Below are 14,938 nucleotides of genomic sequence, written 5' to 3' on the forward strand. Positions count from 1 at the left end.
CTCAAATTGTGTCGTTTCGGGATCGCCCGGGCAGCACAGTGATCGGACTCGACGGAACAACTGCTTTGGAGTTCGAAATGTAAAGACGGGTCCCGATCCGGCGGCTCCGACTGACTGGAACCCAAAGCGGGGCACCTGAGCGCTGCATGAACAGGGTCGCGAAAACGCGCAATATCGACGAGAGCACCGCTACCTCCGTTACTGACTGTCTTTAGGACAGAGGTAAGGATAGAGGCGCTTAGACTACCGAGGCGTAGGACAAGTCCGACTTATGGTGCGACGGCACACCACACGGCCCGGAGGGGGTGGGGAAGCGGCCCGGCCTGCTCTTATGGCAGGAAAGCGACGCGCTGGGCAAGATTAGCCGCGGCTTTCAGGGCCCGAAAAGGGCCCGCCGGCCACACACCATTCCGAACTAGTCCTACATCTAGTACGCGGCTGCGCTCTTATCCTGATATTCATCCCGAAAACATTCATTCAGGAAATTGCCATGAGCCCGCTTTCGCTGCTGATTGACCATTCCCAACTGCTTGGCCGAGTTCAGACGCTGTACTCGTTTGCGCCCGATGCCGAAGTGCCCGCAGTCGAGCAGACTGCCGTAGCGGTCGAGGTCGTCGAAAAAGACGATGAGCGTACAGCCCAGATCAAGGGGCTTGTCGCGGGCACGCTGTTTTTCATGCCTTTTCTGATGGCCTATTTCCTCGCATGCGGTAGCCGGTAACAAGACGGTGAATGAGCCATACGGGAGAACCACCATGCAGCTCTATCGCACTTCATACTGGACCAGACCGGCCTTTACGCTTGGCGCGATTCGCAGGTTCGTCGTCGTTCCCCGTCGCCTATATCTAGCACTCACGCTCAGCGAACGAAAGTTGGCTGTGCGAATGCATCGCCACCCGTATAAGCCTCGCCTCGCCGGCTAAGGACGAAACCGACTGGCGTTTGTCGCGCCGTTGCAATGGCGAGCTGCCGTTCCCATGAGGTAGCGCGTCGGGTCTCTCCGCCCGGCGTTTTTTTGCGGGTGCGCTTTCAGGAGGCAACGCATCGTGGAATTCCTTCTGGCTACCGGATACATGCTGGTGGCGATGATGATCCTCTTGCTGTTCGCGCTCGCGGACTGGAGCGCGAGGAACAACCTTCCGCCAACGTTGCGACACGAGGTAGAAAAGATAATGGCGGATTATGGGCGTGTGGGAAATCACCCGGTATGTACTGGCCGGAATAGCGATACTGTCGCTGTTCATCAGCGTGGGGCGGAGTGCATCAAGCAATCTTTATGAGCCTCGTCCGCGTCCAGGAGCGCGGCGATGAAAGAACGCGGTTACCTCCGCATGGGCGAACGCATCGGCGCGCTGGGGTTGCCGACGCTGTTCGTGATGGACGTCGACGAAATCGGCATCAACGTGTGCAACGTCCTCGCAGGCTTCGAAGGCGGGCGCCACTCCCGCAATTGAGCGGCAGCACCCCGCCGGTCAGCGCGCCGCCAGCGTGGCCGGCGCGGTTCTCATCGCCACGTGATTTGCAGCCGGGTTCGCAGCCCGGCCTGCAACCGGCTGTGCGCCCTTTGCCTGCCCCACCATTTCGTTCTGCTCGATGATCTTCGCGATCTCCGCGTCGGCCTGCGCGCCGTACTGCGCAAACACGTCGGTGTGATAGCTCGTATTCACCGCCGCGCCAAGCTGCGTGCCGGAATCGTTGCGCGTCTCCACGTCGACGTCCATGGAGAGGCCGATACGCAGCGGATGCGCTTCGAGTTCCTTCGGATCGAGCTGGATACGCACCGGCAAGCGCTGCACGATCTTGATCCAGTTGCCCGTCGCGTTCTGCGCCGGCAAGGTCGCGAAGGCGCTGCCCGTGCCTGCCGAGAAGCCGATCACGCGTCCGTGATACACCACGCTCGAACCGTAGACGTCCGCCGTCATCGTGACCGGCTGGCCGATGCGCATGCGGCGCAGCTGCACTTCCTTGAAGTTCGCGTCGACCCACACGCCGTCGAGCGGCACGATCGACATCAGCGGCGTACCCGGAGCGACACGCTGGCCCACCTGCACGGTGCGCTGCGCAACATAGCCCGTCACCGGCGCGGGCAGCACGTTGCGCGCGTAGTTGAGGTAGGCGTCGCGAACCTTCGTGGCCGCGGCCTGCACGTCCGGGTGCTGCTCCACCGAGGTGCGATCCGTCAACGCAAGGTTCGACAGGGCCTGCTGGCGCGCGGCGTCGAGCGCCGCCTGCGCTGCGGTCACGGTGTCCTGCGCGTGCGAGACGTCCTCCGCCGACACGGCGCCGGTGCTCTCGACTGCGATCCGGCGCTGCAAATCCTGCTGCGCGCGCACGAGGTCCGACTCGCGCTGCGCAATATTGGCGGCGTAATAGTCGTTGTTCACGTAGAGCGTGCTTACCTTGCGCACGGCCTGCCCCAGCGCCGCTTCGGCGTTCAGGAGCGCGATTCTCGAATCGGCGGGGTCCAGCGTGACGACCGGCTCGCCCACTTTCACGATCTGCGTGTCGTCCGTGTTGACGGCGTTGACGGTGCCGGTCACCTGCGGCGTGAGCAGCACGAGGTTGCCGTCGACATAGGCGTCGTCGGTGGACTCGTGATATTGCCCGATCGTGAAGTAATACGAACCATATGCCGCGCCTGCGATGACCGTGCCGATGGCCAGCAGCGCGAGCCACCGCTTGCGCTTGCCCGAAGCGCCGGGCGGCGTCGGGTTCCGCGTGGCACCCGCGGGAGCATCGTTTGCACCGCTGCTCTTCGGCTGGGCCTGGCGAGCGTCCGTGCGCCCGGAAGTGTTGGCTTCGCTCATTTCAGTTCTCCAGATGATTTCATGGACGCGCCGTTTCAACGCGCGGCCACAACAGGGTTGGCAGGCGCGGCGGTATCCGCGCGGCGTGTGGCATCGGCGGTATCGGACGACGTATCGACGTAGCCGCCGCCGAGCGCCGAGGCCAGCGCGATCTGCTGGTCACGCCGGTTCATCAGCAGATTGGCGACCGCCTCGTCGGCTTGCAGCGCGGTCATGTCGGCGTTGAGCACCGTCAGTTGATTCGTCAGGCCGCCCTTGTACTGCGTGATCGCGAGATCGTCGGCCTGGCGCGCGGCCTGCTGCGCGCTCTGCGCGTCGCCCAGCTGGGTGTCGCTCGAGCGGATCTGGGCGATCTGCGTAGCCACCTCGCTCAGGGCGGAGATCAGCGTCTGGTTGTAGGTGGCGACCGCCTCGTCGAAATCGGCATAGCGTCCCCTCAGTTGCGCGCGCAGTGCGCCGGCGTCGAAGATCGGCAGATGGATCGCCGGGCCCGCGCTGGCCGTGCGGCTCGCGGCCGTCAGGAAGCGGCCGAAGCCGAACGCGTCGAGTCCGATCGCAGCGCTCAGGTTGATGTCCGGATAGAACTCGGCCTTCGCTTCCTTCACTTCGTGCGTGATCGCGTCGACACGCCAGCGGGCCGCGACGATATCCGGGCGGCGGCTCACCAGGTCGGCAGGCAGGTTGTCCGGCAGGCGCACCTCGTCGCCCACGCCCAGCGCGGGCCGCGCGATGGCGAGCCCGCGGTCCGGGCCTTCGCCCATGAGCGCGGCCAATTGGTAGCGGGTCGTGAGGATGCTGCCGTCATAGGCCGCGAGCGTAGAGCGGGCTGTCGCCAGATTTGCCTGCGCCGTCTTGCGCTCGACTTCCGTATCGAGCCCGGTTGCGATGCGGCTGGCCGTGATGCGGTCGATCTCTTCGCGGCGCTGCACCTCCTGCTGTGCGATATCGCGCAGCACGTAAAGCCGCGCGAGCTGATTATAGGTGCGGGCGATGGTAGTCGTGAGCGTGAGCTTGACGACTTCCGAGTCGGCCCGCGTTGCCTGCAGGTCGGAGACCGAAGCCTTCAGGGCTTCGCGGTTCTTGCCCCACAGATCCAGATCGTACGAAGCGCTTAGGAGTCCGTCATTCTCGGTCTGCCAGCTGCCTCCATAAGGCGGTGGGAAGTAAGTGGTGGAGCTGAACTGCTCGCGCTTGAGCGAGTAGTCGGCATTGATGCTCGGCAGCGTGCTGGCCTTCGCGGTTTCCGAATAGGCTTGCGCCGCGGCAATGCGGGCACGCGCCTGCGCAATCGTCGGGCTGCCCTTGAGCGCTTCGTCGATCAAGGCTTTCAGTTGCGCGTCGCCGAACTGGCCGGCCCAGTCGGCTGCCGGCCAGTGACCGCTTTCGGCGGGCAGGCTCTGCGTGGTCTCGAACTGCTGCGGCTGCGCCATCTGCTTGTCGCTGTGGATGCCCGCGTAGTTCACGCAGGCCGAGAGCACCGCCGCCAGCGTCACCGAGAGCCCCACTTTTATCGCGCGGAGGCCGCTGTCGCGCCTAGTAATCTGCATCTTCATTTTCTGACCTATCAGCTTTCTGATCAAAAAAAACGGGGGCATGCGATAGCGCTCACTCCCCAATGAATTTCTGCAGCAGGCGGTCCAATTCCTCGAACTCCGCCTTCGTAAATCGCTTCAGACGCCCATCCAGGACCTTGGGCGCGAGATTGGGAATTTCCGCCGCGACTTCATGCCCCTTCCGCGTCAGCACGAGGTTGACCACGCGACGGTCGTCCATGCTGCGCGAACGTGTGAGCAATGCCTTCGCTTCCAGCTTGTCCAGCATCCGCGTCATCAGGCCCGCGTTGATCGACAGCATCCTGGCGAGCTCGACCGGCGTGGCAGCCGTGCCGCGCTGCATCGCGACGAGGATGCCCACCTGCCGGCTGGTGATGCGAAGATCCTTGAGTGCCATGTCCATTTCGGCAATGATCAGGTTGCGCGCCTTGGTCAGCTGATATCCGACGCTTTGCGCGGGCGAGAAGGATGCGGTCGTGTAGTGATTCATTAAGATTCCTCAATGACTTTCTCAGTGACCGCCGGCGCCTGCTGCGCTCGCGGCTCCGTCCTTGCCGGGCTTCGTCACCCAGATGAGCGGGATGATGACGACGAAGATCAGCGCCGACAGCCAGAAAACGTCGTTCAGCCCAAGCATCGCGGCCTGCGCGCCCAGTTGCGTTTCGAAGAACGTCTGGGCCTTGAACAGGCTCGCATGCAATGTCGTCTCGATGCCGGAAAGCGCGTGCAGATAGCCCGGGTTGGTCGCGCCGGTCTGCTCGGCGAGCTGCGAATGGTGCAGGATCGTCCGATCGTTCCACGTGTTGCTGAGGAGCGACGTGCCCACCGCACCCGCGAAAACCCGCACGAAGTTCGAGAGGCCCGCGGCCGCGGGAATCTTCTCGTGTGGCAAGCCGGAGAGGATGATCGCGGTGAGCGGCGTGAAGAACAGCGCCATCGGAATGCCCTGCAACAGCGTCGGCAACACCAGCCAGTGGACGTCCACGTCCGTCACGTACCACGAGCGCATGAAGAACACGCCGGCAAAGCCGAGAAAGGCCAGTGTGGCCAGCACCCGCGGGTCCGACTTCGGCATGACCTTGCCCATCACCGGCGCGAGCACCACGGCGAAGATGCCGAGCGGCGCTGTTACGATGCCCGCATCGACCGCACGATAACCCAGGTACTCCTGAATCCACGTGGGCAGAATCACGAGGTTCGCGAAGAAGACCGCATACGCCACCGAAATCGCCACCGTGCCGCCCAGGAAGTTACGTTGTGCAAAGAGACGCAGATCGATAATCGGCTTCGCCTCGGTCAGCTCCCAGATCAGGAAGAACAGAAAGCCGAGCACGGCGACAATCGAGAGAATCCAGATGGTGGGCGATTCGAACCAGGCGAGGTCCTTGCCCTTGTCGAGCATGATCTGCAGCGCGCCCACCCAGACAACGAGCGAAAGCAGCCCCACCTTGTCGATCGGCAGCTTGCGCGACGGTGTTTCGCGGCTGCGATAGAGCATCCAGACCACGGCCGCCGCGAACAGGCCCACCGGCACGTTGATGTAGAAGATCCACGACCAGCTGTAGTTGTCCGTGATCCAGCCGCCCAGCGCCGGACCGGCGATCGGCCCGACCGTGGCCGTCATCGACCACAGCGAAAGCGCGCTGGCGCTTTTTTCTTTGGGGAACGAAGCAAGCAGCAGTGCCTGCGAAAGCGGAATCAGCGGACCGGCCACGGCGCCCTGCACGACCCGGGCGGCAAGCAGCACCGGCAGATTGGGCGCGAGGCCGCAGGCTGCCGAGACAGCACGAACAGCAGGATCGCGGCGACGAACAACTTCACCTGGCCAACCCGCTGCGTGAGCCAGCCGGTCAGCGGAATCGCCACCGCATTGGCCGCGGAGAACACCGTGATCACCCACGTGCCTTCGTCCACCGAGACGCCGAGGTCGCCGGAGAGCGTCGGGATCGCGACGTTGGCAATCGACGAGTCGAGCACGTTCATGAAGGTGGCGAGCGCGACGGCGAACGTACCCAGCGAGAATTGCCAGCCAGTCAATGGCGCCGGGGCGCTCGCGTTTTTTGGCGGATTCATGTTGCGTCCTTTCGGGATGTTGACGGGTGACTGTCGTCTGGCTGCCGCCATTTATCTGATATGTCAGATATTAGATTGAAAAAAATTGGCTCACTCATCCAGTAACTTGCGCAGGAGGTTGCTAAAAGTCGCGAATTCCAATGAGGTAAAGTTCTCCAGACGCCGGTTCAGCACCGCCGGCACGATCGCGCCAACCTGCCTGGCAACGTGCTGGCCGGCGTCGGTCAACGTCAGGTTGACCACCCGCCGGTCCGCGCTGCTGCGATCCCGGCGCACGTAGCCCCCCCTTTCGAGCCGGTCGACCGTGCGGGTGACTGATCCCGAATCGACACCCAACAGCCGGGACAACGCCACAGGCGTGTGCGCCATGTCCCGGGCAAGGAGCAGCAGCGCGCCAACGTGGGACGCGGAAACGCTCGCGCCGGCGCTCGCAAGGGCGGCCTCCAGTTCCCCCGTCAGCAGATTGCCCGCTTTGCTGAGCGCAAAGCCGACGTTCTGGACCGGCAAAAAGCTGTCTTCGTCATCGTGACTCATAGCTGACCTCTCTGTTACTGACTTTATTTTATCTGACTTTGCAGTCATATCAAGAAATTTTTTTGTGTCCCTCCATGTGGGCCAGGACGCGGCGGCGCCAAATCGTCCTTACAAATCGCCCCGCCGCCCCGGAAGGCACCCGCCGTAGGTCGATTCCCAGCCTCCGCCCAACGCTTTGCACAACGTAATGAGATTGGTGGCGGCCGCCGCCTTGCTTTTCTCGAGGTTGCTCTGTGCTTCGAGCAACTGCTTTTGCACGTTCAGAACGTCGAGATAATCGAGGGCGCCAGCCTGATAACGCTGGCGCGCGATCGTGAGCGCCCGTTCGTTCATGGTCACCGCCTCCGTCAACCGATCCCGCCGCTGCTGCTCGGCGTCGTAGACCACCAGCGCATCGTCCACTTCCTGCCAGGCCTGCAGCACGGTCCGCTTGTAGGCAATCGCGGCCTCCTGCTGCTGCGCCTCGCGCAGTTGAAGCGTTGCCTTCAGGCGTCCGCCTTCGAAAATCGGCATCGAAATGGACGGCCCCACGACGAACTGCCCCGACGCCCAGGAGGCAAGGCTCGAAAGCTGAAGGCTCTGCATCCCCGCGCTTCCGTTCAGCGTGATGCGCGGATAGAAGTCGGCCTTCGCCTCGCCGATCGACGCCGTCGCCGCATGCAATTGCGCTTCCGCTCTCCGGATGTCGGGTCGGCGCTGCACGAGTTCCGACGGGAAGCCGACCGGCACCTGCGCCGGAAGCGCGGGCACGTCGCGCGGCGCATCGAGCGTCTGGCGCAGCGCGCCCGGCTCCTGGCCGAGCAGCAGGCCGATCGCATTGATCGTCGTATCGCAGTGCGATTGCAGCGTCGGAATCAGGCTCTCGATATTTTCGACTTGCACCGATGCGTTGGAAACGTCGAGATCCGTGGTCACCCCGTCGCGCACGCGCACCTGTGTGAGCTTCAAGGTGTCCTGCGCGATCTCGAGGTTCTGGTTTGCGATCTGCAGCAGGGCCTGCGTACTGCGCAAGTCGATATAGTCGCGGGCGAGTTCGGCCCGAGCGCTCAACAGAATGGCGTTGCGATCCTCGTAGGAAGCGTCGGTGAGGGCCGTCGCCGATTCCACGCTGCGTCGCACGCGACCCCAGATGTCGATCTCCCACGTGGCGTCGAAGCCGACCTGGTACAGGTTATAGGCCGGCGAACCCTTCGCGCCCGGCAAAGGCGTCACGCCGGTAGGCGCGCTCCCCGAAGCCGATTGCGGCTGCGTGCCCGTCGGGGTCACGCCGAGCAGCGAGAGGATGCCGTTTTCGCTGCCCCGCTCGCGATCGTACGAAGCGGCGGCGTCGAGCGTGGGGTCCGCCGCGGCGCCCACCACGCGACGTTCCGCACGGCTTTGCAGCAAGTGGGCCGATGCCGCCGCCACGTCGAGGTTCGCGTCGGCCAGTTGTTTCTCCAGACCGTTCAGCACGGGATCGTTGAACTGCGTCCACCAGTCGGAATCGAACTGGCCTTCCACGGGCTTGCTCGGCGCCTGCGCGGTTTGCGTAAGGTTGAAGACTTCCGGCGTGGCGGGCTGCGGACGTTCGAAGTTCGGGCCCATCGTACAGCCCGCCATCACGAGACATGCCAGAATCGTCAGCACGATCTCGCGGATAGGGTATTGGCTCGCGTTCATTTTGCCTGTGCTCCTTCGTCCGCCGTTTCTTCACCGCGGCCCATCATCACTTCCGCTTCGACAGAGAGCCCCACGCTCAAGGCGGATGCCGCCTCTTGTCTGCGGTCGATCGTGATCTTCACGGGCACGCGCTGGACGATCTTCGTAAAGTTGCCGGTTGCGTTGTCGGGCGCGATGGGCGCGAAGCTCACGCCGGTAGCGGGAGCAAGACTGTCGATATGGCCGCGGATCACGACGCCCGGCAAGCTGTCGACCTTCACGCGCACGCTTTCGCCGGGGCGCATCTTCGCGATCTGGTTCTCCTGGAAGTTGGCCACCACATAGGCGTCCGAAAGCGGCACGATTGCGAGAACCGGAGCGCCGGGCGTCACGAATGCGCCTACCCGGGCCGAACGCCGGCCAATCTTGCCGTCGACGGGGGCGCGAATCTCCGTATAGGAGAGGTTGAGCTTTGCCTGCTCGAGCGCCGCTTCGGCACGTGCCTCTACGCCGGCCGCCTTGTCTCGCTCGGCGCGCAGCACGTCGAGATTCTGTTCGGTCGCCTCCAGCGCGGCCTGGTCGTGCGACTGCTGCGCGAGCTGTTCGGCGAGCGCGCTCGACGCCTGCTGCTGCTCCTGAGCGGTACCCGCACCGGACTGCGAAAGATCCTGGTAGCGCGAAGCATTGGCTCGCGCAAACGCGATCGACGCATCGTCGGAACGGAGCGTGGCTCGCGCCTGATCGACCAGCGCGGGCTGGCGCGCGATCTCCGCCTCGTCGTTCGCAACGGCTGCCCTGGCTGCCTCCACGTCTGCCTGCGCGCTCATCAGCGCGGCACGGAAGTCGCGGTCGTCGATGCGCACGAGGAGTTGACCGGCCTTCACCGACTCGTTGTCGTTCACCAGCACGTCCGTAATCTGCCCGGCAATGCGCGGCGCTACAAGGGTGAAATCGGCCGCGACGTAAGCATCGTTCGTGGATTCCGTGTTCGAGCCGGCGACGAAACCGGTGCCGACCAGCACGGCGGCGCCGACTCCGGCGATGAGCGCGGCAATACGAAGCATTTTCGAAGGAGGACGAATGAGCGAGGACATGATTGACTTCCCTTAATGCGAGGACGGCGATGACGGCGAAAGCGGTGACGAAGACATAGACGTGCTCCACGGCGGATAGATACGCACCGGCAACACGGGAATCAGGAAAAGCAGGGCAACGGCAATACACGCCATCACGCGATAGAGATCGGCCGAGGTCAGAACGACTGCCTGCTCGTGGATGCGCTGCGCGAGCTCGCCAAGGCCGTAGGGCGTGTCGGCGCTTTGGCCCATGAGCAGCGCACGATTGCCCAGCTGGTCGACGAGCATGGTCGAATGAAAGTGCTCGCGCGCCGTGCCCACGCCTTCGATCAGGCCCGTTGCCAGCGCTGCCGAGAACGTCTTGACCGTGTTGAACATCGCCGAAGCGAACGGACCTTCCGTGGGCGGCAATCCGGTCGTGACACCCATCAGAATCGCCATGATCACCATCGGCTGCGCGAGAATCTGCAACGACTGCAGCAGATAGAAGTTGTCGCGAATCCACTCGGACGTCATGAAGCTGCCCAGCATGCAGGTCGTGATCGTCAGGCCAAGACCCGTGGCCATCACCCAGCGGGAGTCCACGCGGCGCAGATTCAGCACGGCGGCCGTCAGCGGCAGCGCGATCAGCAACGGGCCGGCCAGCAGCAGCGAAAGCGGCGCCGTTTGAAGCGGCCGATAATCGTGGGCCCTGGCAAGAAATTGCCCCGGTATGGCCGCCACGCCCACCAGCAAAATCACCGTGCCCAGCAACGTGGTCAATCCGTGCAGGAAGTTCCTGCGCGAAAGCAGTTGCAGCTTGAAAAAGGGAAGCGGATGAAACCATTCGTTGAAGAGGAACACCACGAACAGCAGTGCCCCGCCGCCGAACATCGCTCGAATCGGTTCCGAGTTGAACCAGTCGAGGCGATCGCCCTGCAGGAGACCCATCACGATCAGGGCGACCGCCGGATACCCCGTGGCAAAGCCGGTCCAGTTGAACGAGCCAAGCCGTTCGAGCTTGAGCGGATCGTTCGGCAGTCCTCGCTGAATCGCGAAGCAGCACACGAGGCCGAGCGGCACGATCTGCCAGAACGCCATCCGCCAGTTGACGAATTCCGTCCACAGGGCAGCGAGCGGCGTGCCGAGCGCCGGCCCGAAGGTCGCCGTGAGCGCATAACCCGCCAGCCCGTAGAGCTTGATCTTCGGCGGGAGATAACGCAGCGCCACGATGATCAGCATGGGGGGAAGGCAACCGCCCGCCACGCCCTGCATCGCGCGCAACGCGTAAAGCGCGGGCAGGCTCGGCGCGAAGGGGCAAAGGACGCCCAGGAACAGGGTGGCAAGCACGGCGCCGATGGTGAATCGCTTCAGCGTGAACGTCACGCCGAACCACGGAGCGAACACCATGGTCGATACGTTGGCCGCTTCAAACAAGGCGGTCAGCCAGGTGCCGTCGTCATGACCGACCGAGAACGCACCCTGGATATCCGCCATCGATACCGCGGTGACCTGCTCGTTGAGGATGGCCAGCAGCGATGCCAGCAACATCCCGATCAGTCCCATGGCAAGGCGCAGCGTCAACGTGGCCTGCGCGGGCGCGGACGGGACCGTCGGCGTTTCCGTTTCAGTTATCAAAGGGTTCGCGGTGGTCATGACGATTACCTGACTTCTCTTGATTAGCTATCCTGCCTGTTTCCGCTTCACGCGGCCGGCTTCATTTCCGCAAAGTACTGCGGCGCTTCGCGGCGATCGAACATGCCGTACTCGCGGACGATGCGGATGTGGCGCAGCCGCACGCCCTCGGGCAGCGTGGCTTCGCGTTCGAACGCTTGCGCCGCCGGGATGTCACGCCACGTTGCAACCGCGATCACGTCGCCAGGTGTCATCAGCGCGTCGAACGCATCCCAGGCAACGAGGCCTTCCGCCCGCAATTCGAGTCCCAGCGATTCGCGCACGGCGTCGGCGCCGGCCCGCTTGACCCAATCCGGGTCGCGGCTGGCATCGAGCAGCGTGACCGCGGTTCCGGCGCCCACCTCCGTCACGTCCAGGCGCTGCTCGAGCAGGACTTCGCCCTCCGGCAAGCGGGTGTCCGCCACGGTTTGCCCAATGCGCAGCCGGTAGTCGGAGAACACGCGTTCGCGCGCTGCCTGCTGCACTTTGTAGTGCTTCGTTTGCACGCGCCAGCGAATCAGCGACTTCTCATCGCGCCAGCTCGACAAGGAGAGGAGCCACCCGTCTCGCGTCAAACTCGCGTAGCGGTTGTTGTCGATAAAGCCTTCGATCTTTTCGATCTCGGGCCGCAACATCTTGGCCATGCCGAGATAGGCATCGAATTGCTCGGGGTAGGGCTTGACTTCAAGCATTGCGGAAAACATATCAACCTCTCTCGTTTCGTTTGGGGTGACTTGATTGTGGGAGAGGAGCCGCCTTTCTTGAAGCGCGCGCAGATTGGGTTTTGGGCCATCTAGTACGAGAATCCTGCCAGGCCGCCCAACGGCACGCTGATTACGTCTATGCTCTGAAAGACACCCTTCCGGCGGCAGTCGGGAAAGCAGTGAAAAACGGGATGTTTTCTTACTATCGCCCTCCGTTTCAGGAGGCCCAGGCCGGAGATGCACGATGGACAAATTGCGCGAGATGGAGGTTTTGGTCGCCATCATCGATCGAGGGAGTTTCACCGCCGCCTCGGAGAAGCTCGGCATGTCGGCCGCCGCGGTCTCGCGAGCCGTCAATACGCTGGAGGCGCGTCTGGGCGCCCAATTACTGGCGCGCACCACGCGCTCGGTGCGCGCGACGGATGCCGGCGTGGCCTACGTGGAGGCATGCCGCAAGGTGCTGGACACCATCACGGACGCGGAATCCACGATTGCCGCGGACGCCGCCAATCCCGTCGGCACGTTGACCGTTTCGGCGCCGGTCTTGTTTGGTCAGCGATTCATCGCGCCGCTCATCAATGCCTATGCGCTGCGCTACCCCGAGGTCAGCGTCAACGTCGTCTACCTCGACCGCACGACGCGGCTTCTCGAGGAAGGTGTGGACGTCGCCATTCGCATTGGCCACCTCGGCGATTCGTCGACCTTCGCGGTACGCCTTGGCTATGTGCGCCGTCAAACTTTCGCGTCGCCGGCTTATCTTGCGCAGCGTGGCGAACCCGCTCATCCCGGCGAGCTCATCGATCACCATTGCGTGTCGTTCACGGGCGTGTCGCAACCGCTCGAATGGGTGTTCTACGAGAACGGTTCAAAGCTGCCGGTTCACGTTCAGCCGCGCATGATCGTCAATCTGGCGCCCGCCGCGATTTCGGCCTCGGCGGAAGGCGTGGGAATCACGCAGCTGCTCTCCTACCAGGCGGCGCCCGCGGTGGCTTCCGGCAATCTGGTGCCTATCTTGAGGGCGTATGAGCCGGAATCCATCCCGGTCAATCTGCTGCATATCGAGCGGCGCGGCAAAAGCGGAAAGATCCGCTCCTTCGTGGAGTTCGTGACCGAAACGTTGCGGGAAAACGCCAATCTTCAATGCGCGGACGGCCTGACGTCCGAAGGTCAGTGCACGCCGGAAGGAGTCGGCAGCACAGGCTCCTGAGCCTCCAGTCCGCCAGCCGGGCTCGGCGACGCGACGGCGCTACGAAGCTCGCTGTAAGCGGCCGCCAGCGCTTCGAGACTGAATGCCCGGTTCAGGCCGCTCGGGTTCGGCAGGACCCATGCGCGCGCGCCGCCGAAGCGGGCGGTTTGCGAACCCCACTCGATATCGCGCGCGCCGGACATGGCGCAAATCGCCGCCTTGCCGAGAAAGGCAATCACGTCCGGCGCGTATCGCCGAATCTTCGCTTCGAACTGCAGCGCCTCGGCTTCGATCTCCGCTCGGGACAGTTCGTCCGCGCGTGCCGTGGGGCGTGCAACCGCCGTGGTCAGACCATAGCCGTATTGCAGGAGCAGGCGGTCGTGCTCCGCGTCCAATAGCTCGGGCGTCAAGCCGGCAAGATAGAGCGCGCGCCAGAACCGGTTGCCCCTGCCGGCAAAGTGATGGCCCGTGGCCACCGCGCGCAGGCCCGGATTGATGCCGCAAAATACGATCGAAAGACCCGGCGCGAGCAGGTCCGGCAAAGATTGCGCCGAAGCGTCGGGCGTCACGGCTGGCTCGCGGCGTGCAAGGCGGCCGGGCTGCCAGGCTCGTCGACACGGGGGCGCTGCTGCACCCCCGCCTCCTCGCCTCTGAACCGCTGGCGATATTGCTGCGGCGTGACATTGAGCCGCCGCGAGAACGTTGTCCGCATATGCGTGGCACTGTGAAAGCCGCACTTGAAAGCAACGGTCTTGAGCGGCGCGTCCGAGTCTTCCAGAAGCTTTCTGGCCGTGTCGACGCGAACCTGCTCGACGAACACGGATGGCGTCACCTTCGCAAACTTCGCGAAGACGCGCGACAAGGTTCGCCGGCTCACCGAAGCCGCATTCGCCAGCTGCTCGATCGACAACGCCTCGGTGATATGTTCGCTGACGTAGCGATACACCTTGCTGAGGATCGGATCCTCGTCTTTCCCCGCTCCAATATACGGGCTGTACTGCGACTGGCCGCCTTCGCGCTGGATATAGACGACCAGACGCTTCGCAACCCTTACCGCCAGTTCATGGCCCCAGTCTTCGGCCACGAGAGACAGGCACAGATCGATACCCGCGGTCACGCCGGCCGACGTAAAGAGGCGCCCGTCGCGAACGAAAATCCTGTCCGGCTGCACGTTCGCGTGAGGAAACTCGTTGGAGAGGCGCCCCGCATCCGCCCAATGGGTGGTCACTTCCCTGCCGTCGAGCAGTCCCGCATGCGCCAGCACGAATGCGCCATTACAGACGGAGCCGAAGCGGCTCGCGCCGCGCGCCTGATTCTGCAGCCATTCCAGAAACTCGCCCGGCAGCTGCGCGTCGGGCAACTGCGGGCCCCCTGCCACCAACAGGAGGTCCCACTGAATGTCGAGATCGGCAAAGCCGCAGGAGACGGCGAGCTGCATCCCGTTCGAGCAGCTCACGTTGCCCGCCTCGCGCCCGACGAGCGAAACCTGGTAGTGCTGATGTGCGGGAAGAAACGTATTCGCTTCGGCGAATACATCGAGCGGGCCTGCAACGTCGAGCGCTTGCACACCATCGAACACGACAATGGCGACTTTCATGCGGTGACCTTGGTTGAGGGTGGCGATGTGGGGGGTACGCGCGGTCGATGCCTCGTGCCGACTGATCGGCTCGCCGCAACGGGTCTCGATCACGACCGTGACGCAGCTTACCGCATC

The 14,938-nt window shown here is 63.8% G+C and carries 14 protein-coding genes and 1 pseudogene; 4 read left to right on the top strand and 11 right to left on the bottom strand.

Annotated elements, in window-relative coordinates; genetic code table 11:
• The first annotated feature begins 490 nt into the window (after positions 1–490).
• The 3 genes from BAC01S_RS23990 (at position 491) to BAC01S_RS34825 (ending at position 1,454) form a co-directional block, all read left to right on the top strand.
• The gene (locus BAC01S_RS23990; RefSeq protein WP_027797047.1) at positions 491–721 is read left to right on the top strand and encodes a hypothetical protein; all 231 of its coding nucleotides are present in this window, start codon (positions 491–493) and stop codon (positions 719–721) included.
• 325 nt (positions 722–1,046) lie between these two features.
• Positions 1,047–1,280, top strand: coding sequence for a hypothetical protein (locus BAC01S_RS23995; protein ID WP_027797048.1), 234 nt, complete (start codon positions 1,047–1,049; stop codon positions 1,278–1,280).
• A 27-nt stretch (positions 1,281–1,307) separates the two neighbouring features.
• Positions 1,308–1,454 (top strand): hypothetical protein, encoded by a 147-nt coding sequence (locus BAC01S_RS34825; RefSeq protein ID WP_218001775.1) that lies wholly within the window; start codon positions 1,308–1,310, stop codon positions 1,452–1,454.
• Positions 1,455–1,472: 18 nt separating this feature from the next.
• On the opposite strand, the gene BAC01S_RS32420 is transcribed toward BAC01S_RS34825, so the two are convergent.
• The 9 genes and pseudogenes from BAC01S_RS32420 to BAC01S_RS24045 form a co-directional block, all read right to left on the bottom strand.
• A complete protein-coding gene (locus tag BAC01S_RS32420) occupies positions 1,473–2,807 on the bottom strand; it encodes an HlyD family secretion protein (RefSeq protein ID WP_043203490.1) in 1,335 nt (444 codons plus the stop codon).
• A gap of 35 nt (positions 2,808–2,842) precedes the next feature.
• Complete coding sequence (locus BAC01S_RS24010; RefSeq protein ID WP_027797049.1) at positions 2,843–4,360, bottom strand: efflux transporter outer membrane subunit; 1,518 nt, start codon at positions 4,358–4,360, stop codon at positions 2,843–2,845.
• 52 nt (positions 4,361–4,412) lie between these two features.
• Positions 4,413–4,850: a MarR family winged helix-turn-helix transcriptional regulator gene (locus BAC01S_RS24015; protein WP_027797050.1), complete on the bottom strand. Its 438-nt coding sequence runs from the start codon at positions 4,848–4,850 to the stop codon at positions 4,413–4,415.
• Positions 4,851–4,871: 21 nt separating this feature from the next.
• A pseudogene (locus BAC01S_RS32425) lies at positions 4,872–6,433 on the bottom strand (DHA2 family efflux MFS transporter permease subunit).
• A 90-nt stretch (positions 6,434–6,523) separates the two neighbouring features.
• Positions 6,524–6,967 carry a MarR family winged helix-turn-helix transcriptional regulator gene (locus tag BAC01S_RS24025; RefSeq protein ID WP_027797051.1) on the bottom strand — a complete coding sequence of 148 codons (444 nt, stop codon included), beginning with the start codon at positions 6,965–6,967 and terminating at the stop codon, positions 6,524–6,526.
• 108 nt (positions 6,968–7,075) lie between these two features.
• Complete coding sequence (locus tag BAC01S_RS24030) at positions 7,076–8,626, bottom strand: efflux transporter outer membrane subunit (protein WP_027797052.1); 1,551 nt, start codon at positions 8,624–8,626, stop codon at positions 7,076–7,078.
• Positions 8,623–9,699: an HlyD family secretion protein gene (locus BAC01S_RS24035; RefSeq protein WP_027797053.1), complete on the bottom strand. Its 1,077-nt coding sequence runs from the start codon at positions 9,697–9,699 to the stop codon at positions 8,623–8,625. Before BAC01S_RS24035 ends, BAC01S_RS24030 begins: the two co-directional genes overlap by 4 nt.
• Before the next feature lie 12 nt (positions 9,700–9,711).
• Complete coding sequence (locus tag BAC01S_RS24040; RefSeq protein WP_027797054.1) at positions 9,712–11,316, bottom strand: MFS transporter; 1,605 nt, start codon at positions 11,314–11,316, stop codon at positions 9,712–9,714.
• Between the two features lie 47 nt (positions 11,317–11,363).
• A complete protein-coding gene (locus BAC01S_RS24045) occupies positions 11,364–12,038 on the bottom strand; it encodes an antibiotic biosynthesis monooxygenase family protein (protein WP_027797055.1) in 675 nt (224 codons plus the stop codon).
• Between the two features lie 262 nt (positions 12,039–12,300).
• Here BAC01S_RS24045 and BAC01S_RS32430 point away from each other — a divergent pair, with 262 nt between their 5' ends.
• Positions 12,301–13,245, top strand: a complete 945-nt coding sequence (locus BAC01S_RS32430; RefSeq protein WP_322786909.1) for a LysR family transcriptional regulator — start codon at positions 12,301–12,303, stop codon at positions 13,243–13,245.
• Here BAC01S_RS32430 and mug read toward each other — a convergent pair.
• Together mug and BAC01S_RS24060 are read right to left on the bottom strand one after the other, a co-directional pair.
• Complete coding sequence (mug, locus tag BAC01S_RS32435; RefSeq protein WP_043203493.1) at positions 13,206–13,793, bottom strand: G/U mismatch-specific DNA glycosylase; 588 nt, start codon at positions 13,791–13,793, stop codon at positions 13,206–13,208. The genes BAC01S_RS32430 and mug overlap by 40 nt on opposite strands.
• Entirely contained in the window at positions 13,790–14,821 is a 1,032-nt protein-coding gene (locus tag BAC01S_RS24060) for a GlxA family transcriptional regulator (RefSeq protein WP_027797056.1), read from the bottom strand. Before BAC01S_RS24060 ends, mug begins: the two co-directional genes overlap by 4 nt.
• Between the last annotated feature and the right edge of the window lie 117 nt (positions 14,822–14,938).

This window comes from Paraburkholderia acidipaludis NBRC 101816 (assembly GCF_000684975.1).
GTDB lineage: Bacteria > Pseudomonadota > Gammaproteobacteria > Burkholderiales > Burkholderiaceae > Paraburkholderia > Paraburkholderia acidipaludis.